Origin of the sequence: Methylobacterium oryzae (genome assembly GCF_021398735.1) — a bacterium.
GTDB lineage: Bacteria > Pseudomonadota > Alphaproteobacteria > Rhizobiales > Beijerinckiaceae > Methylobacterium.
On record NZ_CP090349.1, the window covers coordinates 3,821,339 to 3,846,939 of the forward strand.

Annotated in this window: 25 protein-coding genes; 13 read left to right on the forward strand and 12 right to left on the reverse strand. The window is 72.4% G+C overall.

Translation table 11 applies throughout. The annotated features are described in order from the left end of the window. Positions 1–57: 57 nt before the first annotated feature. Positions 58–1,392: an aspartate aminotransferase family protein gene (locus tag LXM90_RS18225; RefSeq protein ID WP_103985466.1), complete on the reverse strand. Its 1,335-nt coding sequence runs from the start codon at positions 1,390–1,392 to the stop codon at positions 58–60. Between the two features lie 165 nt (positions 1,393–1,557). On the opposite strand from LXM90_RS18225, the gene LXM90_RS18230 reads away from it, so the two are divergent. The 3 genes from LXM90_RS18230 to LXM90_RS18240 all read left to right on the forward strand — a co-directional run bounded on the left by LXM90_RS18230 (position 1,558) and on the right by LXM90_RS18240 (position 3,822). Beyond that, a complete protein-coding gene (locus tag LXM90_RS18230; protein WP_020092415.1) occupies positions 1,558–2,118 on the forward strand; it encodes a cupin domain-containing protein in 561 nt (186 codons plus the stop codon). 118 nt (positions 2,119–2,236) lie between these two features. Beyond that, the gene (locus LXM90_RS18235) at positions 2,237–3,556 is read left to right on the forward strand and encodes an MFS transporter (protein WP_020092414.1); all 1,320 of its coding nucleotides are present in this window, start codon (positions 2,237–2,239) and stop codon (positions 3,554–3,556) included. A 68-nt stretch (positions 3,557–3,624) separates the two neighbouring features. After that, complete coding sequence (locus LXM90_RS18240) at positions 3,625–3,822, forward strand: hypothetical protein (RefSeq protein ID WP_020092413.1); 198 nt, start codon at positions 3,625–3,627, stop codon at positions 3,820–3,822. A 102-nt stretch (positions 3,823–3,924) separates the two neighbouring features. On the opposite strand, the gene LXM90_RS18245 is transcribed toward LXM90_RS18240, so the two are convergent. From LXM90_RS18245 to LXM90_RS18255, 3 genes are all read right to left on the reverse strand, one after another. After that, complete coding sequence (locus LXM90_RS18245) at positions 3,925–4,794, reverse strand: amidohydrolase family protein (protein ID WP_234080992.1); 870 nt, start codon at positions 4,792–4,794, stop codon at positions 3,925–3,927. Positions 4,795–4,796: 2 nt separating this feature from the next. Continuing rightward, on the reverse strand, positions 4,797–6,101 hold the full coding sequence (locus LXM90_RS18250) for an MFS transporter (RefSeq protein WP_026604804.1): 1,305 nt from the start codon (positions 6,099–6,101) through the stop codon (positions 4,797–4,799). A gap of 139 nt (positions 6,102–6,240) precedes the next feature. Then, positions 6,241–6,765 carry a hypothetical protein gene (locus LXM90_RS18255; protein WP_020092410.1) on the reverse strand — a complete coding sequence of 175 codons (525 nt, stop codon included), beginning with the start codon at positions 6,763–6,765 and terminating at the stop codon, positions 6,241–6,243. A 223-nt stretch (positions 6,766–6,988) separates the two neighbouring features. On the opposite strand from LXM90_RS18255, the gene LXM90_RS18260 reads away from it, so the two are divergent. Next, complete coding sequence (locus LXM90_RS18260) at positions 6,989–7,738, forward strand: phosphodiester glycosidase family protein (protein ID WP_103985541.1); 750 nt, start codon at positions 6,989–6,991, stop codon at positions 7,736–7,738. A 9-nt stretch (positions 7,739–7,747) separates the two neighbouring features. On the opposite strand, the gene LXM90_RS18265 is transcribed toward LXM90_RS18260, so the two are convergent. Next, positions 7,748–8,866 carry an NADH:flavin oxidoreductase/NADH oxidase gene (locus LXM90_RS18265; protein WP_205833408.1) on the reverse strand — a complete coding sequence of 373 codons (1,119 nt, stop codon included), beginning with the start codon at positions 8,864–8,866 and terminating at the stop codon, positions 7,748–7,750. Positions 8,867–9,053: 187 nt separating this feature from the next. Between LXM90_RS18265 and LXM90_RS18270 the strand changes: the two genes are divergently transcribed. After that, positions 9,054–9,527, forward strand: coding sequence for a hypothetical protein (locus tag LXM90_RS18270; RefSeq protein ID WP_020092407.1), 474 nt, complete (start codon positions 9,054–9,056; stop codon positions 9,525–9,527). A gap of 58 nt (positions 9,528–9,585) precedes the next feature. Here LXM90_RS18270 and LXM90_RS18275 read toward each other — a convergent pair whose 3' ends face one another. Both LXM90_RS18275 and LXM90_RS18280 read right to left on the reverse strand, forming a co-directional pair. Further along, a complete protein-coding gene (locus LXM90_RS18275) occupies positions 9,586–11,514 on the reverse strand; it encodes a propionyl-CoA synthetase (RefSeq protein WP_234080993.1) in 1,929 nt (642 codons plus the stop codon). 209 nt (positions 11,515–11,723) lie between these two features. Continuing rightward, positions 11,724–11,906 (reverse strand): YdcH family protein, encoded by a 183-nt coding sequence (locus tag LXM90_RS18280; protein ID WP_012318068.1) that lies wholly within the window; start codon positions 11,904–11,906, stop codon positions 11,724–11,726. A 131-nt stretch (positions 11,907–12,037) separates the two neighbouring features. On the opposite strand from LXM90_RS18280, the gene LXM90_RS18285 reads away from it, so the two are divergent. From LXM90_RS18285 to LXM90_RS18300, 4 genes are all read left to right on the forward strand, one after another. Continuing rightward, positions 12,038–12,298, forward strand: a complete 261-nt coding sequence (locus LXM90_RS18285; RefSeq protein WP_081636461.1) for a YdcH family protein — start codon at positions 12,038–12,040, stop codon at positions 12,296–12,298. 78 nt (positions 12,299–12,376) lie between these two features. Next, positions 12,377–12,877 carry a 5-(carboxyamino)imidazole ribonucleotide mutase gene (purE, locus tag LXM90_RS18290; protein ID WP_020092404.1) on the forward strand — a complete coding sequence of 167 codons (501 nt, stop codon included), beginning with the start codon at positions 12,377–12,379 and terminating at the stop codon, positions 12,875–12,877. Then, a complete protein-coding gene (locus LXM90_RS18295) occupies positions 12,874–13,986 on the forward strand; it encodes a 5-(carboxyamino)imidazole ribonucleotide synthase (protein WP_020092403.1) in 1,113 nt (370 codons plus the stop codon). The genes purE and LXM90_RS18295 overlap by 4 nt, the downstream gene beginning before the upstream one ends. 332 nt (positions 13,987–14,318) lie before the next feature. Continuing rightward, positions 14,319–15,191 (forward strand): tetratricopeptide repeat protein, encoded by an 873-nt coding sequence (locus LXM90_RS18300; RefSeq protein ID WP_020092402.1) that lies wholly within the window; start codon positions 14,319–14,321, stop codon positions 15,189–15,191. Positions 15,192–15,305: 114 nt separating this feature from the next. On the opposite strand, the gene LXM90_RS18305 is transcribed toward LXM90_RS18300, so the two are convergent. The 4 genes from LXM90_RS18305 to LXM90_RS18320 form a co-directional block, all read right to left on the reverse strand. Continuing rightward, complete coding sequence (locus LXM90_RS18305) at positions 15,306–16,460, reverse strand: acyl-CoA dehydrogenase family protein (protein WP_020092401.1); 1,155 nt, start codon at positions 16,458–16,460, stop codon at positions 15,306–15,308. 74 nt (positions 16,461–16,534) lie between these two features. After that, positions 16,535–17,731, reverse strand: a complete 1,197-nt coding sequence (locus LXM90_RS18310) for an acyl-CoA dehydrogenase family protein (RefSeq protein ID WP_020092400.1) — start codon at positions 17,729–17,731, stop codon at positions 16,535–16,537. Between the two features lie 2 nt (positions 17,732–17,733). Continuing rightward, the gene (locus LXM90_RS18315) at positions 17,734–18,918 is read right to left on the reverse strand and encodes an acetyl-CoA C-acyltransferase (protein WP_234080994.1); all 1,185 of its coding nucleotides are present in this window, start codon (positions 18,916–18,918) and stop codon (positions 17,734–17,736) included. Positions 18,919–18,932: 14 nt separating this feature from the next. Next, complete coding sequence (locus tag LXM90_RS18320) at positions 18,933–21,002, reverse strand: 3-hydroxyacyl-CoA dehydrogenase NAD-binding domain-containing protein (RefSeq protein WP_205833407.1); 2,070 nt, start codon at positions 21,000–21,002, stop codon at positions 18,933–18,935. 337 nt (positions 21,003–21,339) lie between these two features. On the opposite strand from LXM90_RS18320, the gene LXM90_RS18325 reads away from it, so the two are divergent. Genes LXM90_RS18325 through LXM90_RS18340 form a run of 4 tightly spaced genes read left to right on the forward strand, consistent with a single transcriptional unit; the run spans position 21,340 to position 25,173 of the window. Continuing rightward, the gene (locus LXM90_RS18325) at positions 21,340–22,368 is read left to right on the forward strand and encodes an NAD(P)H-dependent flavin oxidoreductase (protein WP_181049179.1); all 1,029 of its coding nucleotides are present in this window, start codon (positions 21,340–21,342) and stop codon (positions 22,366–22,368) included. Further along, positions 22,365–23,102, forward strand: a complete 738-nt coding sequence (locus tag LXM90_RS18330) for an enoyl-CoA hydratase-related protein (RefSeq protein WP_020092396.1) — start codon at positions 22,365–22,367, stop codon at positions 23,100–23,102. The genes LXM90_RS18325 and LXM90_RS18330 overlap by 4 nt, the downstream gene beginning before the upstream one ends. Next, positions 23,099–23,953, forward strand: coding sequence for an IclR family transcriptional regulator (locus LXM90_RS18335; protein WP_234080995.1), 855 nt, complete (start codon positions 23,099–23,101; stop codon positions 23,951–23,953). Before LXM90_RS18330 ends, LXM90_RS18335 begins: the two co-directional genes overlap by 4 nt. Before the next feature lie 11 nt (positions 23,954–23,964). After that, positions 23,965–25,173, forward strand: coding sequence for a CaiB/BaiF CoA transferase family protein (locus LXM90_RS18340; RefSeq protein ID WP_042669979.1), 1,209 nt, complete (start codon positions 23,965–23,967; stop codon positions 25,171–25,173). 32 nt (positions 25,174–25,205) lie between these two features. On the opposite strand, the gene LXM90_RS18345 is transcribed toward LXM90_RS18340, so the two are convergent. Beyond that, positions 25,206–25,583 carry a PH domain-containing protein gene (locus LXM90_RS18345; protein ID WP_020092393.1) on the reverse strand — a complete coding sequence of 126 codons (378 nt, stop codon included), beginning with the start codon at positions 25,581–25,583 and terminating at the stop codon, positions 25,206–25,208. Between the last annotated feature and the right edge of the window lie 18 nt (positions 25,584–25,601).

A 25,601-nucleotide genomic window follows, 5' to 3' on the forward strand; every position in this document is an offset into this window, starting at 1 on the left:
TCGAATCATGGCGCGACCCTGGATTGCTTCGCTCCGCTCGCAGAGACGGGAGCGCTCTCAGGCGACCCGGTCGATCGCGGCGCCGAGGATGTCGACGATCTCGCCGATCTGGCCGCGCTCGATGATCAGCGGCGGCGACAGGGCGATGATGTCGCCGGTCACCCGGGTGAGCAGGCCGCGCTCGAAACAGTCCACGAACACGTCGTAGGCGCGCTTGCCCGGCGCGTCCGGGCGCGGCGCCAGCTCGACGCCGGCGACGAGCCCGATGGTCCGGATGTCGATGACGCCCTTGCGCCCGCGCAGGTCGTGGATCGCCGCCGCCCAGTCGTCGGCAATGTCGGCGACGCGGGTGAGCAGACCCTCCTCCCGGTAGATGTCGAGCGTCGCGATGCCGGCCGCGCAGGCGATCGGGTGCCCGGAATAGGTGTAGCCGTGGAACAGCTCGATCCCGTCCGGGCCCTGCATCAGCGCGTCGTGGACCGCGCGGCTGGCGAAGACCGCGCCCATCGGCACCGTGCCGTTGGTCAGGCCCTTGGCGCTGGTCACGAGGTCGGGGACGACGCCGAAGAAGTCGGTCGCGAACGGCGCGCCGAGGCGGCCGAAGCCGGAGATGACCTCGTCGAAGATCAGCAGGATGCCGTGCTTGGTGCAGATCTCGCGCAGGCGCTCGAGGTAGCCCTTCGGCGGGATCAGCACGCCCGTGGAGCCCGCTACCGGCTCGACGATGCAGGCCGCGATGGTCTCGGCGCCGTGCAGCGCCACCAGCCGCTCCAGATCCTCGGCGAGCTCGGCCCCGTGCTCGGGCTGGCCCTTCACGAAGGCGTTGCGGGCCGGATCGTGGGTGTGGCGCAGGTGGTCGGTGCCGTTGAGGGTCGGGAAGACCCGCCGGTTCGACACGATGCCGCCGACCGACAGGCCGCCGAAGCCGACGCCGTGATAGCCGCGCTCGCGGCCGACGAGCCGGGTCCGCGTGCCCTGCCCGATCGCCCGCTGGTAGGCGAGCGCGATCTTGAGGGCGGTGTCGACCGATTCCGAGCCGGAATTGGTGAAGAACACCCGGTCGAGGCGCTTGTCGGGACCGCCCGGGGCGATCTCGGCCAGCCGCTCGGCGAACTCGAAGGCGACGGGGTGGCCCATCTGGAAGGTCGGGGCGAAGTCGAGGGTCGCGAGCTGGCGCTCCACCGCGGCGGCGATGCCCCGCCGCCCGTGGCCGGCATTGACGCACCAGAGCCCCGCGGAGCCGTCGAGGACCTTGCGGCCGTCATCGGCGGTGTAGTGCATGCCCTCGGCCGAGACGAGCAGGCGCGGCGCCGCCTTGAACTGGCGGTTGGCCGTGAACGGCATCCAGAAGGCGTCCATCGCGGGCGTATTGCGGAGCGGATGGTCGGTCATGGGCGGTTCTCCGGGACGGGCGACGCGGATCGGCGGCGGGACCAGGGGACACCTTCACCGATCGGGCAACAAGTCCTTTTCTGGTCGCCGCCAACCCCTTGCAGGATCGGGGCCGCGGGTGGCACCGTTGCGGGATCCGCAACACCTGAAACGGGCCCTGGCCGGATGAGCATCGATGTCGGCGCGCGCCTGCGCTTCGTTCGGGCCCGCCACGGCCTGTCGCAGCGGACCCTCGCCAAGCGCGCCGGCGTGACCAACTCGGCGATCTCGCTGATCGAGGCCAACCGGGTGAACCCGTCGGTGGGCGCCCTGAAGCGGATCCTCGACGGGGTGCCGATCGGCATGGCCGAGTTCTTCGCCCTGGAGCCGGAGCCGGAGCGCAAGGCGTTCTTCGCCGCCGAGGACCTCACCGAGATCGGCCGCCGGGCCGCCAAGGGGGCGATTTCGTACCGTCAGGTCGGCGACAGCCTGTTCGGGCGCAAGCTCCAGATCCTCAAGGAGCGCTACGAGCCGGGCGCCGATACTGGCCGGGTGCCGCTCTCCCACGAGGGCGAGGAGGGTGGCATCGTGCTCTCCGGGCGCCTCGAGGTCACGGTGGATGCCGAGCGCCGGATCCTCGGCCCCGGCGACGCCTACAGCTTCGACAGCCGCCGCCCGCACCGGTTCCGCTGCGTCGGGCCCAACCCCTGCGAGGTGGTGAGCGCCTGCACGCCGCCGAGCTTCTGAGACGGAGCCCGGCTGCGGCGGATGAAACGCCCGCCCTGTCGCGTGCAGGCGTTGCGGTCGGCCAGCAGAGTGGCGCATGCAGGGCGGCGTTTGAATTCATAATGCCGCGCGAGGATCGATGGCCGTCACGACCGCAAGCCCGGCCGCCGGGCCCGGACAGAACCAGTCGGCGCGCGCGGCGCTCGCGGCCTTCGTGGGCACCACGATCGAGTGGTACGACTTCTTCATCTACGGCACGGCGGCGGCGCTGGTGTTCGGGCCGCTCTTCTTCACGGCGGAATCGCCCTACATCGCGACGCTCTCGGCCTTCGGCACCTTCGCGGTCGGCTTCCTCGCACGACCACTCGGCGGCCTGATTTTCGGCCATCTCGGCGACCGGTTCGGGCGCAAGCGCGCCTTGGTGGCGACGCTCGTGATGATGGGCATCGCCACCTCGTGTATCGGCCTGCTGCCGACCTACGCGTCGGTCGGCCTCTGGGCGCCGGTGATGCTGGTCGTCTTGCGGCTGATCCAGGGGCTCGCGGTCGGCGGCGAGTGGGGCGGCGCGGTGCTGATGGCCGCCGAGCACGCGCCGGCCGGGCGCAACACCTTCTTCGCCTCCTTCGCGCAGCTCGGCAGCCCGGCCGGGCAGATCCTGTCGCTGCTGGCCTTCCGGCTCGCGGGCCTCCTCGACAAGGAGAGCTTCCTGACCTGGGGCTGGCGGGTGCCGTTCCTCGTCAGCATCCTGCTGCTCGGCGTCGGGCTCGCGATCCGCCTCGGCGTCGCGGAATCCCCGGCCTTCGAGAAGGCCCGGGCCGCCGGCGGGCCGCCGCCGGCGCCGGTGCGCGAGGTGCTGACGACCTGCCTGAAGCCGGTGCTGCTGGCGGCGGGGGCCAACACCTTCGCGATCGCCTCGGTCTACCTGTTCAACACCTTCATGATCGCGTTCACCACGCAGTATCTCGGCATCGCGCGGGCGACGATCCTCGACGCCCTGCTGATCGCCGCCGTGGTCCAGCTGGTGATGACCCCGGTGGGCGCCCGGATTGCCGAGCTGATCCGCAATGAACGGCTGTTCCTCCAGGGGACGCTGGTCTGGGCGATGCTGGCCCCCTACCCGCTGTTCTGGCTGGTCGAGACGCAGTCGGTGCCCCTGATCGTGCTGGGGCTCGCCCTCAACGTCATCGGCAGCGCGACCTTCTACGCGGTGATCGCCGGCTACCTCGCGGGCGCCTTCCCGACGCGGGTGCGCTACACGGCGATCTCTATCGCGTACCAGTTCTGCGGGGCGCTCGCCGGCGGCCTGACGCCGATCGTCGGCACCGTGCTGGCCGAGCGCTTCCAGGGCCACTGGTGGCCGATCGCGGTGTTCGGCACGGCGCTGGCCGGCGTGTCGTTCCTGTGCGTCACGGCGATCGGCGGCTACCGGGCGCGGCAGCGGGGTTTCCTCGACGGGTGAGCGCGACCGGTCAAAGGCGCCGGATCCGGGTAACGCGGGATTCAGACCGGTGGTCCAGGATCGGCGGCATGGATTCGATCGCCGCAGCCGCCGTCCAGATGCTGGGTTCGTCCCAGAACCAGCAGATCGGCATCGCCGTCGCCAAGCAGCAGCTCTCCGCCGACAAGGCGGTCGCCGGGCTGGTGGCGGACAGCGCCGCCGAGGCGGCGAGCGCCGGCCCGCCGGCCCCTCCCGGACAGGGCCAGAGCGTCGACCTGCGGGTGTGACGGAGACGCCGCGCTCCGCTTTCCGGGCCTCGCGCGAACCTGGGGTGCTTCGCTGCGCGCGCGATGTCGGCGGGCTCTCCGGCGGCCGTTGAACGGCCGCCCCTACCCGAAGCCGTAGAGCCGCCGTGGGTTGTCCACGAACACCATCCGGCGCCGATCCGCGTCCGGCACCCAGTCGGCCATCAGGTCGAGGAGTTCCCGCGTCCGCGGCGGCCCGTCCCAGGCGGCCACGTGCGGCCAGTCCGAGCCCCAGAGGCAGCGGTCCGGCGCGGCGTCGTTGAGCGCCCGGGCGAAGGGGATCGTGTCGGCGTAGGGGGGCCCGGTCACGGAATCCCGGAAGGCGCCCGAGAGCTTGACCCAGTTGCCGTCGGCGACGAGGCCGAGCAGTGCCCGGAACCCCGGATGGTCCACGCCCGCCGAGGTCGGCATGTGGCCCATATGGTCGAAGACCAGCGGCACGGGCAGCCGCGCCAGGCGGGCGGCGATCGGCGGCAACTCGCGGGCATCGAGCAGGAACTGGAGGTGCCAGCCCATCTCGCGGGCGAGCGCCCCGTAGGACTCGACCGCGTCGAGCCCGACCCCGCCGCCGAACAGGACGTTGAGGCGCAGGCCGACCACGCCGGCCTCCTTCAGCGCGGCGAGCTCCGCGTCGGGCAGGCCGAGCGGGATCACCGCGACGCCGCGCAGGCGCTGTCGGTGGGCGCGCAGCGTCTCGACCATCAGCCGGTTGTCGGTGCCGTGCACGCTGACCTGGATCAGCACGCCGTTGGCCATGCCGGTCCCGTCGAGCATCGCCAGATACCGCTCGGCCGGCGCCGCCGGGGGCGTGTAGCTCCGGTCCGCCACCAGGGGATAGTCCGGCGGCAGGCCGATGACGTGGGCGTGCGTGTCGACCGCGCCCTCCGGCACGGCGTAGCGGGTCGGGCCTTCCGGATGCGGGTCCGGGGCGGGGCAGTCTCGGATCTCGGGCATGATCAGGAATCCGCGTGGAGGACCTTGCCGCGCGTCTCGGGCAGCGCGAAGGCCGCCAGGAAGAAGATCCCGTAGGCGACGGCCGCGAAGATCGCGATGGCCGAGGCGAGACCGGCGCGCTCCGCGAGGTAGCCGACCAGCGCCGGGAACAGGGCGCCGATGCCGCGGCCGAAATTGTAGCAGAACCCCTGCCCCGAGCCGCGCAGGCGGGTCGGGTACAGTTCGGTCAGGAAGGCGCCCATGCCGGAGAAGTAGCCGGAGGCGAAGAAGCCCAGCGGGAAGCCCAGCACCCAGAGCACGCCGTTCGAGAGCGGGATCTGCGTGTAGGCGACGATCACCGCGATGGCGCCCAGCGAGAAGATCAGGAAGAGGGGCCGCCGGCCGAGCCGGTCGGCGAGCCACGCGCCCACGAGGTAGCCGGTGAACGAGCCAATGATCAGGGCCGCGAGGTAGCCGGTGGAGGACACGATCGACAGGTGGCGCTCGGTGGTCAGGAAGCGCGGCACCCAGGTGGTGATTGCGTAGTAGCCGCCCTGGCAGCCCGCCGCCGCCAGGGAGGCGAGCAGGGTGGTCTTGAGGATCGGACCGGAGAAGATCTCCCAGATCTGCGGCCGGTCGCCCGTGGCGGCGGCCCGGGCACGGGATTCGGCGGCGACCTCCGGCTCCTTCACGTAGCGGCGCAGGTAGAACACCAGCAGCGCCGGCAGCGCGCCCACCGCGAACATCCAGCGCCACGCGGTCTCGGGCGGCAGAAGCGAGAACAGCACCGCCTGCGACAGGACCGCGAGGCCCCAGCCGATCGCCCAGCCGGACTGGACCGAGCCCACCGCCCGGCCGCGATACTCGGCCCGGATCGTCTCGCCGATCAGCACGGCGCCGGCCGCCCACTCGCCGCCGAAGCCGAGGCCGAGCAGCGCCCGCGCGATGAGCAGCTGCTCGAAGTTCTGCACGAAGGCGCAGAGGAGGGAGAACAGCGAGAACCAGAGGATCGTGATCTGCAGCGTCAGCACCCGGCCGATGCGGTCGGCGACGAAGCCCGCGAGCCAGCCGCCGAGCGCCGAGGCCAGCAGCGTCACCGTGGCGGCGAGCCCGGCCGTGCCGGCATCGACGTGCCACAGCGCCATGATCGTGCCGATCACCAGCGGGTAGATCATGAAGTCCATGCCGTCGAGGCACCAGCCGGCGGCGCACGCCCAGAAGGTGTGCCGCTCCGGCGGCGTCATCGATCGGTAGAAGGCGGTGAGGCTGGCGTCGCGGATCTCGACCGCGTCCACGCCCGTGGGCCCCTGCCCGGTTGCTGAACTCATCACCGCCTCCCGCCGCCCGATACCAGTATCAGCGTCCCGGGCCGAGCTGTCCAACGATGCGGCGGGTCACGCAAGCAACCGGAAAGGAAAAGGCCGCCCGGAGGCGGCCTGTCCCGTTCTTTTCACGCTCGATCGACGCTCAGTAGCAGCGCTCGACCAGAACCCGGCGGTAGCCGTAGGGCGTCCAGCGCACCCGCGGGACCGTGTAGCAGCCGCCGCCGTAGCCGTAATCGTAGGCCGCCGGGGCGTAGTAGCCGCCGTAGCCGTAACCCGGATAGCCGTAGCCACCGTAGCCGCCGTAGAGGCCGCCGGCCGCGAGGCCGAGCCCGACACCGAGGCCCAGGCCGCCGAGCCCGTAGCCGTACCCGCCGCGGTAGCCGTAGCCGCCGCGCCAGCCGTAGCCCCGGCCGTAGAAGCCACGGCCGTAGCCGAAGCCGCCCGGACGGAAGCCGACGCCGCGGAAGCCGCCTCCGAAGCCGCCGTTGCGGAACCCGCCGAACCCGCCGCCGCGGAAGCCGCCGCCGAACCCGCCACCGTGGAAGCCGCCGCCGAAACCGCCGCCATGGAAGCCGCCGCCGCCGAAGCCGCGCGCGTCCGCGCTGGCCGGCGCCAAGGCCAGAGCACCCGCCGCCAGCAGGGCCGAGCCGAGCACTGCACCCTTCATCACGTCATCTCCGTGGAAACACGCCCTCTGCGGCTAAGAACGCTCGAACCGGTAAAACGGTCCAGCCCCGGCCGCGGCGCGCGGTCGCGAGACGCACCCGGCCGCGTCCGGACCCATCCGGGCGCGGCTCGGACACGAAATTCGCCGCTTTCCAGGGCGAAGGGCGGGCCGAACGAGCTTCGCCGTCCCCGACTCGCCGTCCCCGAGCTGCCTGGAACGAATGATGATGCTGCGCCCGGCTCACGCCCTCTTGATCACGCTGCTCGCCCTCGCGGCCCCGGCCCGGGCGGCCGCCCCGGCCGCGACGGAGCCCTGTCGGGCGGTCGAGGCGCAGGGTGAGACCTTCACGGTCTGCACCATCGACCTCCGGAAGCGGCGGCTGCGGCTGTTCTGGCTCCAGGACGACGGCAAGCCCTACGGCGCCCTCGGCACCCTCGCCGAGAAGCAGGGCGGTCGCCTCGCCTTCGCGATGAACGCCGGCATGTACGACAAGGACCAGGCGCCGGTCGGCCTCTACGTCGAGAACGGGCACGAGCTGAAGCGCGTCTCCACGGCGGACGGGCCGGGCAATTTCCACCTGAAGCCCAACGGGATCTTCTGGCTGAAGGGTGAGCGCGCCGGGGTGGTCGACACGTCCCGCTACCTGCGGGCGAAGATCCGGCCGGATTTCGCCACGCAGTCCGGGCCGATGCTGGTGATCGACGGCCAGATCCACCCGAAGATCGCCGCCGACGGGCCGAGCCAGAAGATCCGCAACGGCGTCGGCGTGCCCGGCGACGGGCACGTGGCGATCTTCGCGATCTCAGAGCGCCCGGTGACCTTCGGCGCCTTCGCGCGGCTGTTCCGCGACGATCTCGGCTGCCGCAACGCCCTGTTCCTCGACGGCTCGGTCTCCAGCCTCTACGCGCCGAACCTCGGCCGCACCGACATCAGCCGCCCTCTCGGGCCGCTGGTCGGCGCGCTGCCGCGGTGAGGGCCGCCCTCAGCGCTGGCCGAAGGCCGTGTCCTTGAACAGGTCCTTGTACTCCCGCGGCTGCGAGCGCCAGTACTGCTTGGGGGCGCGCACCCGGGCACCGAGCTCGGCCGCCGCGTGCCAGGGCCAGCGCGGATCGTACAGCATGGCGCGGGCGAGCGAGATCGCGTCCGCCCGGCCCTCCTGCAGGATCGTCTCCGCCTGCCGGGCCTCGGTGATCAGCCCGACCGCGATGGTGGTGAGCCCGGTCTCCGCCTTGATCCGCTCGGCGTAGGGCACCTGATAGCCCGGCCCGAGCCTGATCGCCTGCTTCGGCGAGACGCCGCCCGTGGAGACGTGGATCGCCGGCGATCCCGCCCGCTTGAGCGCCTGGGCCAGCTCCACCGTCTCGTCGAGATCCCAGCCGTCCTCGACCCAGTCGGTGGCCGAGACCCGCAGCCAGACCGGGCTGCCGGCAGGCACGACATCCCGCACCGCGTCGTAGACCTCGAGGGGGAAGCGCATGCGGTTGGCGAGGCTGCCGCCGTATTCATCTGTCCGCTTGTTGGCGATCGGCGACAGGAACTGGTGCAGCAGGTAGCCGTGGGCGCCGTGCAGCTCGACGGCCTCGATACCGAGGCGCACGGCCCGCTTGGCGGTGGCCACGAACTGGTCGCGGACGCGCTTCAGGTCGGCGGCGTCGAGGGCGTGGGGCGGGACCTCGCCCTCCCCGTGCGCGACCGCCGAGGGCGCCTCGGTGCGCCAGCCGTAGGCGTGCTCCGGCGGGATCTGCTGGCCGCCGGCCCAGGGGGCCTCGCTGGAGGCCTTGCGCCCGGCATGGGCGATCTGGATGCAGACCGGGATCGGCGCGTACTCGCGCACGGCGTCGAGCACCCGGCCCAGCGCCCGCTCGCAGCCGTCGTTGTAGAGGCCGAGATCCCAGGCGGTGATCCGCGCCTCCGGGGAGACCGCGGTGGCCTCCAGGGTCAGCAGGCCAGCCCCCGACATGGCGAGCTGGCCGAGATGCATCATGTGCCAGTCGGTCGCCTCGCCGTCCCGCGCCGAGTACTGGCACATCGGCGCGACGAGGATGCGGTTCTCGAGCGTCAGCGCGTCGAGCGTCAGCGGTTCGAACAGGCGAGCGGTCATCGGCAACTCCTGGTGGAGGGTTCACTCTGGCCCAGGACGGGCGCGGCGGCCAGTGCGGTGCGGCAGAGCACCTCTGCGGGCGGGCGTTGCGGGAACTTGCGGATGTGGCCGCCCGTTTCCTGGCCTGTCGCCGCATCGCGGCAATCGACGCGAACCGCCTGAGGGGGCGAGATCGCCCGAGGTCCAGATGATGCTCACCAGACTCGCCGTCCCGCTCGCCCTGGCCGCCGGCTGCGCCGCCCTCGCGGGCACCGCCCAGGCCCAGCCCGCCGCCTTCGGCGGCCCCAAGATGCTGATCCACGGGAATTACTGCGGACCGGGCAACAACGCGCCACTCCCGCCGATCGACGCCCTCGATGCCGCCTGCGCCCGCCACGACGCCTGTACGCCGAACGGAGGCCTGCCTTCGGAGGCCTGCAATCTCCGCCTGCAACAGGAGGCGACGCTGATCTCGCGCGATCCGCGGCAGCCGCAGGATGTCCGGTCCCTCGCCGGCCTCGTGGCCGCCACCGCGACGCTGATCCCGTCCGAGCCGAACGCCCGGCGCGTCCCGGCCTCGGTCACCACGGGTCCGACCGCGGGGACCTACGCGCCCGCCCTGACGCAGCCGGCGCCGACGGTCGATATCGACACCGACGACGACGGCGCTGACGCGGATTGAGGCGGATTGAGGCGGGCCGCGATCGCCCGTCAACGCGCAAGCGGCGCGGTCCGGCACCCTACCGGTCCGCGCCGATCCCCCGGTCCTTCAGGCTGTCGCCGATCTCGTCGAGGGCCGCCGCGTCGTCGATCGTCGCCGGCATCGTCCAGGGCTCGTGATCGGCGATGCGCTTCATGGTGGCCCGCAGGATCTTGCCCGATCGGGTCTTGGGCAGCCGCGGCACGGTCAGCGCCAGCTTGAAGGCCGCCACCGGGCCGATCTCGTCCCGCACCTTGGCGACGAGTTCCCGCTCGATCGTCTCGGTCGGCCGGGCGACGCCGGCCTTCAGCACCACGAACCCGCAGGGCACCTCCCCCTTCAGCGCGTCGCGGATGCCGATGACCGCGCATTCCGCCACGTCCGGGTGGCTCGCCAGCACCGCCTCCATGCCGCCGGTGGACAGCCGGTGGCCCGCGACGTTGATGATGTCGTCGGTCCGTCCCAGGACCGTGATGTAGCCGTCGGCGTCGATCACCCCGGCATCCGACGTGTCGTAGTAGCCCGGGAAGGTGGCGAGGTAGCTCGACCGCATCCGGTCGTCCGAGCCCCAGAGCGTCGGCAGGCAGCCGGGCGGCAGGGGCAGGCGGATCGCGATGGTGCCCATGGTGCCCGCCGGAACCGGCTTGCCGCCCTCGTCCAGCACTTCGACCCGGTAGCCCGGCATCGGCACGCAGGTGCTGCCGTGCTTCACCGGCAGGAGGCCGAGGCCCATCGGGTTGCCGGCGATCGGCCAGCCGGTCTCGGTCTGCCACCAATGGTCGACCACCGGTCGGCCCAGCACGCGCTCGGCCCAGGCGACCGAGTCGGGATCGGCGCGCTCGCCCGCCAGGAACAGGCTGCGGAAGGCCGAGAGGTCGTGATCGGCGATCCGGGCGCCCTTCGAATCCTCCTTCTTGATCGCCCGCAGGGCCGTGGGCGCGGTGAACAGGCAGACCACCCCGTACTCGGCGACCACCCGCCAGAAGGCGCCGGCATCGGGCGTGCCGACAGGTTTTCCCTCGTAGAGGACCGTGGTGCAGCCGTGCAGGAGCGGCGCGTAGACGATGTAAGAGTGGCCGACGACCCAGCCGATGTCGGAGGCGCAGAAGTAGGTCTCGCCGGGCTGGACGCCGTAGAGGTTCGGCATCGACCAGGCCAGGGCGACGAGGTAGCCACCGGTATCGCGGACCACGCCCTTCGGCTTTCCGGTCGTGCCGGAGGTGTAGAGGATGTAGAGCGGGTCGGTGGCGGCGACCGGCACGCACGCCGCGCTCCGCCCCGCCGTCCGGGCGGCCGCCACGGTCTCACCCCAGTCGCGATCCCGGTCCGCGACGAGGGTCGCGGGCCCTTGCGGGCGCTGGAGGATCAGGCAGGCCTCCGGCTTGTGCCGCGAGGCCGCGATCGCCGCGTCGAGGAGCGGCTTGTAGGCGACCACGCGGTTCGGCTCGATCCCGCAGGAGGCGGCGAGCACCACCTTCGGCGCCGCGTCCTCGATCCGCACCGCCAGCTCGTTGGCGGCGAAGCCGCCGAACACCACCGAGTGGACCGCGCCGAGCCGGGCGCAGGCCAGCATGCCGAACAGCGCCTCGGGCACCATCGGCATGTACAGGATCACCCGGTCGCCCTTGCCGACACCGAGGTCGGCCAGCACGGCGGCCAGCACCGCCACCTCGTCGCGCAGCGCCCGGTAGGTGATGCTGCGCTTGGTCCCGGTCACGGGCGAGTCGTAGCGGATCGCCACCTGATCCGCCCGGGCCCCGTCCGCGTGGCGGTCCACCGCGTTGTGGCAGGCGTTCAGGGTGCCGTCCGGGAACCAGCGTCCGTAGGGGCCGGAATCCGGCGCGAAGGCCCGCTCCGGCGCCCGCGCCCAGTCGAGGGCCCGCGCCGCACCGAGCCAGAACGCCTCGGGGTCGCGGCAGGCCGATTCGTAGATCTCCGGGTAGCGGCCCGGCAGGCTGGCTCTCGTCATCGGTTGGGCGTTTCCTCGCGGACCGCTCTCCGGCGGCGGGCCGCAGAGTAGCCCATTCTGGCGCGCGCGGGAGTGACCACCGGAGAGAAGGCCGCGCCCAGGTCGCGGTGGCCGAGGCCGGACGTCCGCCAAAAGAAAACCGCCGCACCGGGGCTCCCGATGCGGCGGTCGTCAGCTTGAATTCGCTATCGGATTGGACGTCTCAGGCGTCAGTGCAACGTGTCGTTGCCCGCCTGAAGCTTGTTGATCTCGTCCTTGAGGAGGAGTTTCCGTCGCTTCAGCTCGGCGATGTGGAGGTCGTTCGCCGAAGGTCTGTGGATCGCTTCCTGAATCTCGCGCTCGAGGGCTTCGTGCTTCCGGGCGAGTTGGTTCAGATGCGTCTGCAGCGACATGAGTCGAATCTCCTGTCATCGTTTCGACACAACGAGATTGGCACAGGATGCCGGACCTGTCGAAGCGTTTTCTGCTGCTAAGTCTGATGATTGCTTACCGCGCCGCCTTGTCCGGCGCCGGAGCGTGACGCATGCTCTCGGGCGACGAACGGTCTTCGGGTTCTCAGGTGACGATGGCGGACGAGGCGGGTGAGGGTGCGCAGTCGGACCTCCTGGGCGAACTGGCGCGGCTGCGCGAGGAGCACCGGGATCTCGACAGCGCCATCGAGGCGCTGGAGCGCAGCGTCGCCGGGGACCAGCTCCAGATCCAGCGCCTGAAGAAGCGCAAGCTCACGCTGCGCGACCGCATCTATCACATCGAGGACGCGCTCACGCCGGACATCATCGCCTGATGCCGGTGGACGCCCTCCGGCCCCGCCTTGCCGCGGGCCCGCGCCGCCTGTAAGCGCCCTCTTTTGCCGGGATCAACGATGGCGTCGCCTCCTCCGGTCGCGATCATCATGGGCAGCCAGTCCGACTGGGCGACCATGCGTCATGCCGCCGAGACGCTCGACGCGCTCGGCGTACCGTACGACGCGCGCATCGTGTCGGCCCACCGCACGCCGGACCGGCTCGTCGCCTTCGCCAAGGGCGCGGTCGCAGCTGGCCTCAAGGTGGTGATCGCCGGTGCGGGCGGCGCCGCGCACCTGCCCGGCATGGCGGCCGCGATGACCCGCCTGCCGGTCTTCGGCGTGCCGGTGGAGTCGAAGGCCCTCTCCGGCCAGGACAGCCTGCTCTCCATCGTCCAGATGCCGGCCGGCATCCCGGTGGGGACCCTGGCGATCGGCCGGGCCGGGGCGGTGAACGCGGCCCTGCTCGCCGCCGCCGTCCTGGCGCTGACCGATCCGGACCTGGCGGAGCGCCTGGAGGCGTGGCGCGCGGCCCAGAGCGCCTCGGTGGCCGAACGGCCGGTGACGGAAGAGAACGCGTGACGGACAAGATCCTCGGCCCCGGCTCCATCCTCGGCATCGTCGGTGGGGGCCAGCTCGGGCGCATGATCGCGCTCGCGGCGGCCGATTACGGCCTCAAGGCGCATGTCTACGCGCCCGACGCGGACAGCCCCGCCTTCGACGTGGCCGCCCGGACCACCTGCGCGGCCTACGACGACGCCGCGGCGCTGGCGGATTTCGCCCGCGGCGTCGACGTCGTGACCTACGAGTTCGAGAACATCCCGCACGCCACCGCCGACGTCCTCGCCCGGCACGCCGCCCTGCACCCGAACGCGCGCGCGCTCTCGACCACGCAGGACCGGCTCTCCGAGAAGGAGTTCATCAACGGCCTGGGCATCCCGACGGCGCCGTTCCGGGCGGTGGACACGCCCGACGACCTCGACCGGGCGATCGAGGTGATCGGCCTGCCGGCCGTGCTCAAGACCCGCCGCTTCGGCTACGACGGCAAGGGGCAGCGCATGCTCCGCGAGCGGGCCGAGGGCGACCGCAACGCCCTGTTCGCCGAGTTCGGCGGCGCGCCGCTGATCTTGGAGGGCTTCGTGCCGTTCGAGCGCGAGGTCTCGGTGGTGGGCGCGCGCGGGCGCGACGGCAGCTTCGCGGCCTACGATCTCTGCGAGAACGAGCACCGCGACCACATCCTCGCGCTGACCCGGGTGCCGGCGCCCGGCGTGTCCGCCGAGACGGGTCGCGCCGCCGTCGAGATCGCCCGGCGGATCGCCGACGCCCTCGACTATGTCGGCGTGCTCGCCGTCGAGATGTTCCTCGTCCGCGAGGACGGGGCGGAGCGGCTGGTGGTCAACGAGATCGCGCCCCGGGTGCACAATTCCGGCCACTGGACCAGCGAGGGCGCGCTGACCTCGCAGTTCGCCCAGCACGTCCGCGCCGTCTGCGGCTGGCCGCTGGGCGATGCGGGCCGGGTCGGCGGTTTGCCCGTCGAGATGCGCAACCTGATCGGCGCCCAGGCCGACGACTGGCACGCCCTGCTGGCCGAGCCCGGTGCCCACCTGCACCTGTACGGCAAGGGCGAGGCGCGCCCCGGCCGCAAGATGGGCCACGTCACGCGCTTCGGGCCGGGTCCGACCGGATCCTGAGGCTTCGAGGGCACACCCGCGTCGCCGCGTGATCGCCGGAGGGCCGTCCGCGGCCCCGCGGAACGGTCGAGCCATACCTTCGCCACATCCCGCCGCTTCCACGACAGTGTGGTCGGTTCCGTATGCTGTCGCTCGAACCCGCCCGCACCGCTCGGTCCCGCCGGGACCGGCGGGGGCCGGATCACGACGCGGCGCTTCTTAAGCCGGCCTTCACCGTGATGCGCGACGGTGCCCCGAACTCGGGCGTGCCCGGCGCTCGGCGCGGGCTCTTGGACTGTGAGGGGCGGGGCGGGCGCGCGCGGAGCGGGCGACGCCTCGGGGAGAGTGGGGCAATGAACGTACGCAACCGGCTGGGACGGAAGACGGCACTGATCGGCGCGGCCTTGGTCTCGGCTGCCGGCCTCGCGGGCTGCGAGACCGTCGGCAGCGCGGCCGGTCCGCGGCAATACGCGGTCCTGGAGAAGGACACGACTGGCGCCACGAACGTCAACATCGCCTCCCTGACCGAGGTCGTGCAGCGCAACCCGAACGACGCGGCGGCCTACAACACCCGCGGCGCCGCCTACGCCCGCGCCGGCCAGTTCAACGACGCCATCGGCGACTTCACCAAGGCGATCCAGCTCGATCCGAACTCCGCCTCCGCCTACAACAACCGCGCCCTGGCGAACCGCCAGATCGGCCGCGACGGCCCGGCGCTGCAGGACTTCTCCAAGGCGATCGGGATCGATCCGAATTACGGGCCGGCCTATATCGGCCGGGCCAATGTCGAGCGCGCGCAGGGCAACCTCGACCAGGCGCTGAACGACCTCAACGTCGCGATCCGCCTGAGCCCCGAATCCGCGCAGGCGTACCATGCCCGCGGCCTCGTGAAGCAGAAGCAGGGCCAGGACACCCAGGCGATCGCCGATTTCGACGCCGCCATCGACCGCGACCCGTTCGTGGCCGCGCCCTACGCGGCCCGCGGCCAGAGCCTGATCGCGACCAACCAGTACGCGAAGGCGATCGAGGACTACAACGCCGCGCTCAACGTGAACGCCAAGGACGCCACCTCCTGGGCCTATCGGGGCCTCGCCTACGAGAAGCAGGGCCAGCGCAAGGAGGCGATGGAGAACTACCAGCGCGCCTCGACGATCGACCCCAACAACACCGTCGCGCGGGCCGGCCTCGGCCGCGTGCAGGGCGGTGTCGGCACGCTGTTCAACTGATCGCTCCGTCATCGCGGGGAGCGGAGCGACGAAGGGCAGCGCGACACGTTCGAGCGTGGCGCCGCCGGATCGCTTCGCTCCGCGAGCGGAGACGGTGCCAGCGCCCGAGGCGAACTACGCCGCTAGCAGGCCGTTCTCGTCCTGCGTGATCCGGCGCAGGTGGTGGGCGGTGTCGCCGAGCTGGTACTCGATCATGGCGAGCCGCTTGAAGTGGTGGGCGCCGATATACTCGAGCGTCATGCCGATGCCGCCGTGGAGCTGGACCGCCTCCTGGCCGACGTAGCGGCAGGCCTTGTTGATCTGCACCTTCACGGCCGAGAGGGCCGCGGCCCGCGCCCCCGCGTCCGGCGTGTCCACCATCATGGCGGCGTAGAGCGCCATGGAGCGGGCCTGCTCAAGCTGGATCAGCATGTCGACGGCGCGGTGCTGCAGCGCCTGGAACGAGCCGACGCTGACGCCGAACTGCTTGCGGGTCTTGAGGTACTCCACCGTGAGCTTGTGGAGCGCGTCCATGGAGCCGACCGCCTCGGCGGCGAGCGCCGCGATCCCGTGCTCCACCACGCGCTCCAGGAGCGGCAGGCCGCCCTCCGGGTCGCCGAGCGCGGCGTCGGCCGGGAGCGTCGCGTCGGAGAAGGACACCTCGGCGGCCCGGCCGCCGTCCTGGGTCGGGTAGGCCTCGATGGCGACGCCCGCCGCGTCGGTCGGGACGAGGAACAGGCCGATCCCGCTCGGGTCGCGCCGCTCGCCCGAGACGCGGGCCGAGACCACCATCAGGCCGGCCGCGTCGGCATTGGGCACGACGCTCTTCGCCCCGCTCAGCACGTAGCCGTCGCCGCTGCGACGGGCGGTCGTCGCCACGTCGGCGAGGTCGTAGCGGGACTGGCGCTCGGTGTGGGCGAGGGTCAGGCGGAGGTCGCCGGCGACGAGTCCCGGGACGAGGCGCTCCCGCTGCGCGGCGCTGCCGCCGAGCCGCAGGGCCGTCGAGCCCAGCACGAGGCTCGCGAGCAGGGGCTCGACCACGAGGTTGCGGCCCACCGCCTCCATGACCAGCATGGTCTCGACCGGGCCGCCGCCGAGGCCGCCCTCGTCCTCGGAGAAGGGCAGGCCGGCGACGCCGAGTTCCGCGAAGGCCGCCCAGCCGTCCTCGGGGAAGCCGAGGGGCGCCTTGAGCCGCGCCTGCCGGCTCTCCAGCGACGGGTAGAGGTCGGCGGCCAGCCGCTCGACGCTGTCGCGCAGGAGCGACTGGTCCTCGTTCAGGTCGAAATCCATGGTGTTCCCTCGCGGATGTCGTCGGAGGCGCCCGGCACCTCAGGATGAGGGGGAGGACGGGGCGAGGCGACCGCTCACAACCCCAGGATGCCCTTGGCGATGACGTTGTGCTGGATCTCGTTCGAGCCGCCGTAGATCGAGACCTTGCGGTTGTTGAAGTAGCTCGGCGCCGCCGCGTCGACCCAGTCGAAGCCGCCGGGCAGGTTGTTGGCCCCGGCCCCGCGCGCGGGCGCCGCCAGGGCGAAGGGCCCGGCGAGCTCCACCAGCAATTCTGTCGCCGCCTGCTGGAGCTGCGAGCCGCGGATCTTGAGGAGCGAGGAAGCGGGGTCCGGCTCCACCGAATCCGCCCTTCCCTGCTTGGCCGCCACCCGCATCTGGGTGATCTCCAGGGCCTTCAGCTCGACCTCGACCTCCGCGACGCGGGCGCGGAAGGCGGGATCGTCCCACATCGTGCCGGACCCGGCCGGCATCTCGCGGGCCAGCCGCTTGATGCGGGCGATCCGCTCCTTGGTCAGCCCGATCCGGGCGATGCCGGTGCGCTCGTTGGCGAGCAGGAACTTCGCGTAGTCCCAGCCCCGGTTCTCCTCGCCGACGAGGTTCTCCACGGGCACGCGCACGGCGTCGAAGAAGACCTCGTTGACCTCGTGCCGCCCCTCCAGCGTCAGGATCGGCCGCACGGTGATCCCGGGCGTCGTCATGTCGATGAGCAGGAAGGAGATGCCGCGCTGCTTCTTGGCCTCGAAGTCGGTGCGCACCAGGCAGAAGATCCAGTCGGCGTGCTGGCCGAGCGTGGTCCAGGTCTTCTGGCCGTCCACGACGTAGTGGTCGCCGTCGCGCACCGCCCTGGTCTTCAGCGAGGCGAGGTCCGAGCCGGCGCCCGGCTCCGAGAAGCCCTGGCACCACCAGTCGTCGAGGTTGGCGGCGCGCGGCAGGAAGCGCGCCTTCTGGTCCTGCCGCCCGAAGGTCGCCAGCACCGGGCCGAACATGTAGCAGTTGAACTGCTGCGGCAGCGGCACCGCCGCCTGGAACAGCTCCTCGGTGTAGATGTAGCGCTGGATCGGGGTCCAATCCCGGCCGCCCCATTCCTGCGGCCAGTGCGGCACCGCCCAGCCCTTGGCGTTGAGGATCCGCTGGCTCGTGACGTAGTCCTCCTTCGAGAGGCTGCGCCCCTCCGAGACCTTTTTCCGGATCTCCGCCGGGATTTCTTCGCGGCAGAAGCTCCGGACCTCGTCGCGGAACGCGATCTCTTCCGGCGTAAAGCGGAGATCCATCGTCAGCCTCCGATCTCGAACAGGCCGGCGCAGCCCTGGCCGCCGGCGACGCACATGGTCACGACGGCGTAGCGCGCGCCGCGGCGGCGGCCCTCCAGCAGGGCGTGGCCGACAAGCCGCGCCCCCGACATGCCGAACGGGTGGCCGACCGCGATGGCGCCGCCGTTGACGTTGACCTTCTCGGGGTCGATCCCGAGCGTGTCCCGGCAGTAGACAGACTGGGACGCGAAGGCCTCGTTCAGCTCCCACAGGTCGATGTCGGCGACGCGCAGGCCCTGGCGCTCGAGGAGCCGCGGCACCGCGAAGACCGGGCCGATGCCCATCTCGTCCGGCCCGCAGCCCGCCGAGGCGAAGCCCCGGAAGATGCCCAGCGGTTCGAGGCCGCGCCGCGCAGCCTCGTCGGCCGACATCAGCACGCTGGCCGAGGCCCCGTCCGAGAGCTGGCTGGCATTGCCCGCCGTGATGAAGGCCCCCTCCCCGCGCACGGGCTTGAGCTTGGCGAGACCCTCCAGGGTCGTGTCCGGGCGGTTGCCCTCGTCCCTGGCGAGCCGCGTCTCGACCTCCCGGGTCTCGCCGGTGGCCTTGTCGGTCACCGCCATGACGGCGCTCATCGGGACGATCTCGTCGTCGAACAGCCCGCGTTCCTGCGCCGCCGCGGTCCGTCGCTGGCTCTCCAGGGCGAAGTGGTCCTGCGCCTCCCGGGAGATCCGATAGCGCTCCGCCACGATGTCGGCGGTCTCGATCATCGGCATGTAGATCGCCGGCAGATGCGCCTCCAGCCACGCGTTGCGGGTCAGCTCCCGCTGGACCTTCGGCTGGACGAGGCTGATCGACTCGACGCCGCCGGCCACTGCCACCGGCACACCGTCGAGGATGATCCGGTGCGCCGCGCTGGCGATCGCCTCCAGGCCCGAGGCGCAGAAGCGCGAGACGGTGACGCCGGCCGACTCGACCGGGATCCCCGCCACCAGGGCGGCGTGGCGGGCGACGTTGCCGCCCGTGGCATTCTCGGGATAGCCGCAGCCGAGCACCACCTCCTCGACGGCCGCGGGCTCCAGGGACGCCCGGTCCAGGGCGCCGCGGATCGCGTGGGCCGCGAGGTCGGCGCCGCGGGTGAGGTTCAGCGCGCCGCGATGCGCCTTGCCGATGGGCGTGCGGGCAGTCGAGACGATCACCGCGTCGGTCATGATCGCTCTCCCGCTCAGGCGTTCTTCAGGCCGGCGAAGCTGCCGCCCTCGGCGGCGAGCTTCTTCAGGAGCGGCGCCGGCTCCTGGCTGTCGTCGCCGGTCTCGGCCGCGAAGCGCGACAAGGCTTCGACGACGGTCTTCAATCCGACCGTGTCGGCCCAGTGCATCGGGCCGCCGCGCCAGGCGGGCCAATTGTAGCCGTTGATCCAGATCGTATCGATGTCGCCGGGCCGGGCCGCGATGCCCTCCTCCAGGATCCGCGCGCCCTCGTTGACCATCGGGTACATGAGCCGCGCGACGATCTCGTCGGCCGTGAAGCTGCGGCGCGCGACGCCGTGCTCGGCGGCGACGCGCGCGATCAGCGCCTCCACCTCCGGGTCGCGCGTGCCGGCGCGGGCGCCGTCCGGGTAGAGATAGAAGCCGCGGCCGGTCTTCTGGCCGAACCGGCCCTGCTCGGCGAGCGAGTCCGCCACCGGCGCCCGGCCGCCGAAATCCTTGCGCGAGCGCCAGCCGATATCGAGCCCCGCGAGGTCGCTCATGGCGAAGGGGCCCATCCGGAAGCCGAACCCGGTCACCGCCGCGTCGACCTCGTGCGGCAGCGCGCCCTCGAGCAGCAGCCGCTCGCCGGCCCGGCTGCGGCGCTCCAGCATGCGGTTGCCCACGAAGCCGAAGCAGACCCCCACCGTCACCGGCAGCTTGTTGAGGCGCTTGCCCAGGTCGAGGGCGGTGGCGAGGACGTCCGGCGCGGTTCTCTCCGCACGGACCACCTCCACGAGGCGCATGACGTTGGCCGGGCTGAAGAAGTGCAGGCCGAGCACGTCCTGCGGCCGGTTGGTCACCGCCGCGATGGCGTTCACGTCGAGGTAGGAGGTGTTGGTGGCCAGGATCGCGCCGGGCTTGGCGACCTGGTCGAGTTTGGTGAAGATCTCGCGCTTGACGCCCATGTCCTCGAAGGCCGCCTCGACGACGATGTCGGCCTCCCCGGCGTTCTCCAGGCCGAGCGCCCCCGTGATCCGGCCGACCCGCTCGTCGCGCTGGGCCTCGGTGATCGAGCCGCGCTTGGCCGAGCCGGCGTAGAGCCCCCTCACCCGGTCGAGGCCACGCGCCAGGGCGCCCTCTTCCGTCTCGATCACCGTCACGGGGATCCCGGCATTGGCGAAGCACATGGCGATGCCGCCGCCCATCGTGCCGGCGCCGATCACCGCGGCCGTGCGGACGGGGCGGCGCGGCGTGTCCTTCGGCAGGCCGGGCACCCGGCCGGCCTCGCGCTCGGCGAAGAAGGCGTAGCGCAGGGCCTTCGAGCGCGGATCCTCCACCAGGGTGCGGAACTCTGCCCGCTCTACCGCCACGGCGGCATCGAAATCCTGCTCCAGGCCCGCGCGCACCGCCCGCGCCAGGGCGTGGACGTTGGTGGCGTCGGGATCGCGCTTCACCGCCTCGGCGGCCTGCGCCTCGAATTTTTCCCGTGCTTCCGGCGTCAGCGTCTCGGACCGGTCGCGCGCGCGTGGCAGGGCGCCGGAATCGGCGAGTTCCAGGGCGCGGGTGCGCGCTTCCGCGACGAGGTCGCCGAGCACCACGGCGTCCACGATGCCCAGCGCCGCCGCCGTCTCGGCGGAGACCGGCTCGCCGGTGAGCATCATCGGGAAGGCGGCGTCGGGCCCGATCAGGCGCGGAAGGCGCTGCGTGCCCCCCGCCCCCGGGATGATCCCGAGCTTGATCTCCGGCAGGCCGATCCGGGCCGACGGGGCCGCGACGCGGCCGTGGCAGGCCATCGCCAGCTCCAGGCCGCCGCCGAGGGCCGCGCCGCCGATCGCCGCCACCACCGGCTTCGGGCTGGCATCGAGCCGGTCCAGGATGTCCGGCAGGCTCGGCGGGCGCTGCGGCTTGCCGAACTCGCCGATATCGGCGCCGCCGACGAACACCTTGCCCTCCGCGGCCAGGACGACGGCCCGGACCGACGCGTCCGCGATGGCGTTCGTCAGGGCCTCGTCGAGGGCCGCCCGCAGCGCGGCGCCCAGCGCGTTGACCGGCGGGTTGGCGAGCGTGAGCACGGCCACGCCGCCGTCGACCTCCTGACGAACCACCCGATACTCCCTGTTGTTCTGCAATGCAGAATAAATGTCCGCATTTCGGCGGGATGTTGGTCCGAGTGCCCGCCAGCGTCAAGGATGGGCAGGGTCTGTCATCGGGGTGCAGCCAACTGTTCTGCAGTGCAGAAAAGCGTCGCCTCGGCCGTTTGACCCGCGGCCCGGGGCCATGCCATCACAACGGCCCTTAACGAGACTCGGTTGCGGATGCCGCCCGGCGCGCGAAGGCCGGGCCGCCGGAGGCACGGGGGAGGATCGCGGTGCGCGGCAAGGATCGGGGCGAGCGGCCCGGGGGCGCCTGTCCGGCGCGGGTTCCGGCAGCGGGGAGCGGGCGGTGAGCGACGGTCCCGAGCGCGACCCGGGCGGGCGCCTGCCCGAGATCCTGCGCGGCCGGCTCGCCCTGCCGGTGATCTGCGCCCCGATGTTCATCGTCTCCGGCCCGGAGCTGGTCATCGCCCAGTGCCTGTCCGGGGTCGTCGGCTCCTTCCCCGCGCTGAATGCCCGGCCGGCCGAACTCCTCGACGCGTGGCTCGCGCGGATCACGCAGACGCTCGCGGAGGCCCGCGCCGCCGACCCGTCGCGGCGGGTCGCGCCGTTCGCGGTGAACCAGATCGTCCACGCCTCCAACGACCGGCTGGCGCAGGATGTCGAGGCCTGCGTGCGGCACCGTGTGCCGATCATCATCACCTCCCTGCGGGCGCCGGACGCGGTGATCCGCCCGGTCCACGCCTATGGCGGGGTGGTGTTCCACGACGTCACCAATGTCCGCCACGCCGAGAAGGCGCTGGAGGCCGGCGTCGACGGGCTGATCCTGGTCTGCGCCGGGGCGGGCGGCCACGCGGGGACACTGAGCCCCTTCGCCCTGGTGGGCGAGATCCGGCGGTTCTACGACGGGCCGCTGATCCTGTCGGGGGCGATCACCTCGGGCTCCGCGATTCTGGCGGCCCAGGCCATGGGTGCCGACCTCGCCTACATGGGCACCCGCTTCATCGCCACCCGGGAGGCGAACGCGGCGGCGGCCTACAAGGACATGATCGCCGGCAGCGCGGCCGCCGACATCCTCTACACCCCCTACTTCACCGGCGTTCCGGGCAACTACCTGACGCCGAGCATCCGCGCCGCCGGGCTCGATCCCGAGGCCCTGCCGGTGCGCGACAAGACCGCGATGGACTTCGGCAGCGCCAGCGTGAAGGCGTGGCGCGACGTCTGGGGCGCCGGCCAGGGTGTCGGCACCATCGCGGACGCGCCGGCGACCGCCGACCTCGTCGCCCGGCTCGCCCGGGAATACGCGGCGGCGCGGGCGCGGACGGCCGGCCAGTCCGCGGACTACGTTGCGGACCGCGACGGCGGTGCCGTTCCGTGAGCGTCCGCCTCGCCGATCCGGAGCCCGGGATCCGGCTCGTCACGATCGACCGGCCGGACCGGCGCAACGCCCTCGACCGGGCGACCTACGCGGGCCTGACCGACGCCCTGGAGGCCGCGGGACGGGACGCGGAGGTGCGCGCCCTGGTCCTCACCGGCGCGGGCGGCTGCTTCACCGCCGGCAACGATCTCAAGGATTTCCAGGACGTCGAGACCGGGGGCGACAGTCCCGGCCTCACCTTCCTCAAGGCCCTGCGCGCCTGCCCGCTCCCGGTCGTGGCCGCCGTGGAGGGCCACGCGGTCGGCATCGGCACGACGCTGCTGCTCCACTGCGACCTCGCCTACGCGGGGGACGGGGCACGGTTCCGCCTGCCCTTCACGGCCCTGGGCCTCAGCCCGGAGGGCGGGTCGAGCTACCTTTTGCCCCTGGTGGCGGGATCGAAGCGCGCCGCCGAGCTGCTGATGCTCGGCGAGCCCTTCACGGCCGCGGACGCCGCCGCGGCCGGCCTGATCAACGCCGCCGTCCCGGCCGGGACGGCCCTGGAGACCGCGCTCGCCAAGGCGCGCGCGCTCGCCGTCCTGCCTCGGGTCTCGATCGCCGCCACCAAGCAGGCGCTGCGGCGCGGCCACGACGACAGCGTCGCCCGCGCGCTCGACGCCGAGGCGGAGGTCTTCCACGCTCTCCGCCGCGGTCCGGCGGCGCAGGCGGCCTTCGCGGCGTTCCTGCGCCGATGAGCGGGCGGATGGAGGTGGAGGCCGGCCCGCGCGCCGGATCCGACATCGGGCTCGACACGGCCGAGCCCGACGCGGCCGGCGCCGGCGCGAAGGAGGACCGGCACTTCGTCACGGCCCTGGCCCGGGGGCTGTCGGTGCTCGCCTGCTTCGGCCCGGGGCGCACGAGCCTCGCCAACCACGACATCGCGGAGGCCTGCGGCCTGCCGCGCTCCACCGTGTCGCGGCTGACCTACACGCTGACCAAGCTCGGCTACCTGCAGCACATGGCCGAGCTCGGCCGCTACCGACTCGGCACCGCCACCATCGCGCTGAGCTCGGCCGCCCTGGGCGGCCTCGACGTCCGCGCCATCGCCCGGCCGGTGCTGCGCGCGGTTGCGGAGGCGGCCAACGCCTCGGTCGGCCTCGGGGTGCGGGACCGGCTCAGCATGCGCTACGTCGACTGCCAGCGCGGCCCGGCGGCGATCTCGCTCAACCTCGACACCGGCTCGCGCATCTCGCTGGCCCGCAGCGCAATGGGCCGCGCCTACGTGGCGGTCTGCCCGGACCGGGAGCGCGCGGGCATCTACGAGGACCTGAAGGCGCTGGATCCCGTGGCCTGGCCGGTGCTGCGCGCCGGCCTCGACCGCGCGGTGGAGGAGCACCGGGAACTCGGCTGCTGCACCTCGTTCGGCGAGTGGCAGGAGACGGTCTGCGCCATCGCGGTGGGGTTCCATCCCGGCGGCGGGCTGCCGCCCATGTCGGTCAATTGCGGTGCCCCCACCGTCATCACCGACGCGCGCTTCCTCCTGGAGGTGGCGCGCCCGAGACTGATCGACGCCGTGCGCAGCCTCGACGGCGTCATGGGAGCCTGAGGACCATCGCGATGGATGCCGTTGCCGACCTGCCGCTCGCCGGAATCCGCGTCCTCGACCTGTCCCGGGTCCTGGCGGGACCCTGGTGCGCGCAGGTGCTGGGCGATCTCGGCGCCGACGTGATCAAGGTGGAGCACCCGGAGCGCGGCGACGACACCCGCGACTGGGGCGTGCCGACGAGCCCCGGCAACACCTCGTATTTCGACAGCGTGAACCGCAACAAGCGCTCGATCGGCGTCGACCTCGCCACGCCGGAGGGGCTGGCGATCGTCAAGGCGCTCGCCCGCGAGAGCGACGTGCTGGTCCAGAACTTCAAGACCGGCGGGGCCGAGAAGCTCGGCCTCGGCTACGCGGACCTGTCGGCGGAGAATTCCGGCCTGATCTACTGCTCGATCGCCGGCTACAGCTCCGACGGCTCCGAGGCCGGCCGGCCCGGCTACGACCTCGTGGTCCAGGGCGAATCCGGCGTGATGGCGCTCAACGGCGAGGCCGGGGGACCGCCCCTCAAGTTCGGGGTCGCGGCGGTCGACCTGTTCACCGGCCAGTTCGCCGCCCAGGCGGTGCTGGCGGCCCTGTACCAGCGGGAGCGGACCGGGCGCGGCCGGACCGTCGACCTCGCCCTGTTCGATTGCGGCGTGGCGCTGACCTCCTATTACGGCCTGGAGGCGCTCGCCCGGGGGATCGATCCGCCCCGCTACGGCAACGCCCACCCGTCGATCGTGCCCTACGGGGTGTTCGAGGCCGGCGACGGGCCGGTGGTGATCACGGTCGGCAACAACGGGCAGTACCGCCGCTTCTGCGAGCAGGTGCTGGAGCGGCCGGACTGGGTCGCGGACCCGCGCTTCGCCACCAACCTCGACCGGTCGCGCAACCGCGCCGCCTTCATCCCCGTGCTCGAGGCCGAGCTCGCCAAGTGGGAGCGCGCGCCGCTGATCGCCCGGCTCCGGGCGGCGGGCATCCCCTGCGGCGAGGTGATGGGCCTGCGCGAGGCGCTCACCTGCGACCGCGCCCGGGAGGCCGGGCTGGTGGTCGCGGCACCGGGGACGGCATCCGCGACCGCCCACGTCATCGCCCCACCCTACCGGCTCGACGGCCGCCGGCTGCCGGTGCGGCGCATGCCGCCGGGCCTCGGGGATTCGAGCGCCGAGATCCTGGCGGAACAGCTGGAGTATCCCGAGGACGCGCGCGACGCGCTGCGGGCCAAGGGCGTGGTCCGGTAGTCAGGCCGTCGCCGGCCGGCGCGTGACGTGGGCTAGCGCAGCACGCCCTCGGCGAGGGCCCGCTGGATGCCCCGGACATCCGCGCCCTTCTTCAAGGTCCGCTGGATCGGCTCCGCCGCCCCCGAGACCCAGATCTTCAACTCGGCGTCGAGGTCGAACGTGCCGGCGGTCTCGACCGAGAAACGCACGATCGCGCGGTACGGCACCGACAGGAACTCGACCTTGCTGCCGGTCACGCCCTGGACGTCGATCAGGATGACGCGGCGCTCGGTGAACACGAACACGTCCCGGATGATCTTGAAGGCGAGCCGCGCCGTCTCGCCCTCGATCAGGATGCCGTCGAGCCGGCGCTCCAGGGAGGCCGCGTCGACGGCCGAGCCGTGTCCGAGCAATCCGTCCAGTAGGCCCATGGCCGCTCATCTCGTGCT

What these genes read in the sequence shown, in the direction of transcription:
- LXM90_RS18265 (WP_205833408.1), bottom strand. Translation starts at nt 8,866, where the DNA reads ATGACCGCTCGCCTGTTCGAACCGCTGACGCTCGACGCGCTGACGCTC.
- LXM90_RS18225 (WP_103985466.1), bottom strand. Translation starts at nt 1,392, where the DNA reads ATGACCGACCATCCGCTCCGCAATACGCCCGCGATGGACGCCTTCTGG.
- LXM90_RS18260 (WP_103985541.1), top strand. Translation starts at nt 6,989, where the DNA reads ATGATGCTGCGCCCGGCTCACGCCCTCTTGATCACGCTGCTCGCCCTC.
- LXM90_RS18315 (WP_234080994.1), bottom strand. Translation starts at nt 18,918, where the DNA reads ATGACCGACGCGGTGATCGTCTCGACTGCCCGCACGCCCATCGGCAAG.
- LXM90_RS18300 (WP_020092402.1), top strand. Translation starts at nt 14,319, where the DNA reads ATGAACGTACGCAACCGGCTGGGACGGAAGACGGCACTGATCGGCGCG.
- LXM90_RS18285 (WP_081636461.1), top strand. Translation starts at nt 12,038, where the DNA reads ATGCTCTCGGGCGACGAACGGTCTTCGGGTTCTCAGGTGACGATGGCG.
- LXM90_RS18280 (WP_012318068.1), bottom strand. Translation starts at nt 11,906, where the DNA reads ATGTCGCTGCAGACGCATCTGAACCAACTCGCCCGGAAGCACGAAGCC.
- LXM90_RS18310 (WP_020092400.1), bottom strand. Translation starts at nt 17,731, where the DNA reads ATGGATCTCCGCTTTACGCCGGAAGAGATCGCGTTCCGCGACGAGGTC.
- LXM90_RS18250 (WP_026604804.1), bottom strand. Translation starts at nt 6,101, where the DNA reads ATGAGTTCAGCAACCGGGCAGGGGCCCACGGGCGTGGACGCGGTCGAG.
- LXM90_RS18230 (WP_020092415.1), top strand. Translation starts at nt 1,558, where the DNA reads ATGAGCATCGATGTCGGCGCGCGCCTGCGCTTCGTTCGGGCCCGCCAC.
- LXM90_RS18340 (WP_042669979.1), top strand. Translation starts at nt 23,965, where the DNA reads ATGGATGCCGTTGCCGACCTGCCGCTCGCCGGAATCCGCGTCCTCGAC.
- LXM90_RS18235 (WP_020092414.1), top strand. Translation starts at nt 2,237, where the DNA reads ATGGCCGTCACGACCGCAAGCCCGGCCGCCGGGCCCGGACAGAACCAG.
- LXM90_RS18240 (WP_020092413.1), top strand. Translation starts at nt 3,625, where the DNA reads ATGGATTCGATCGCCGCAGCCGCCGTCCAGATGCTGGGTTCGTCCCAG.
- LXM90_RS18275 (WP_234080993.1), bottom strand. Translation starts at nt 11,514, where the DNA reads ATGACGAGAGCCAGCCTGCCGGGCCGCTACCCGGAGATCTACGAATCG.
- purE (WP_020092404.1), top strand. Translation starts at nt 12,377, where the DNA reads ATGGCGTCGCCTCCTCCGGTCGCGATCATCATGGGCAGCCAGTCCGAC.
- LXM90_RS18335 (WP_234080995.1), top strand. Translation starts at nt 23,099, where the DNA reads ATGAGCGGGCGGATGGAGGTGGAGGCCGGCCCGCGCGCCGGATCCGAC.
- LXM90_RS18345 (WP_020092393.1), bottom strand. Translation starts at nt 25,583, where the DNA reads ATGGGCCTACTGGACGGATTGCTCGGACACGGCTCGGCCGTCGACGCG.
- LXM90_RS18245 (WP_234080992.1), bottom strand. Translation starts at nt 4,794, where the DNA reads ATGCCCGAGATCCGAGACTGCCCCGCCCCGGACCCGCATCCGGAAGGC.
- LXM90_RS18255 (WP_020092410.1), bottom strand. Translation starts at nt 6,765, where the DNA reads ATGAAGGGTGCAGTGCTCGGCTCGGCCCTGCTGGCGGCGGGTGCTCTG.
- LXM90_RS18270 (WP_020092407.1), top strand. Translation starts at nt 9,054, where the DNA reads ATGATGCTCACCAGACTCGCCGTCCCGCTCGCCCTGGCCGCCGGCTGC.
- LXM90_RS18305 (WP_020092401.1), bottom strand. Translation starts at nt 16,460, where the DNA reads ATGGATTTCGACCTGAACGAGGACCAGTCGCTCCTGCGCGACAGCGTC.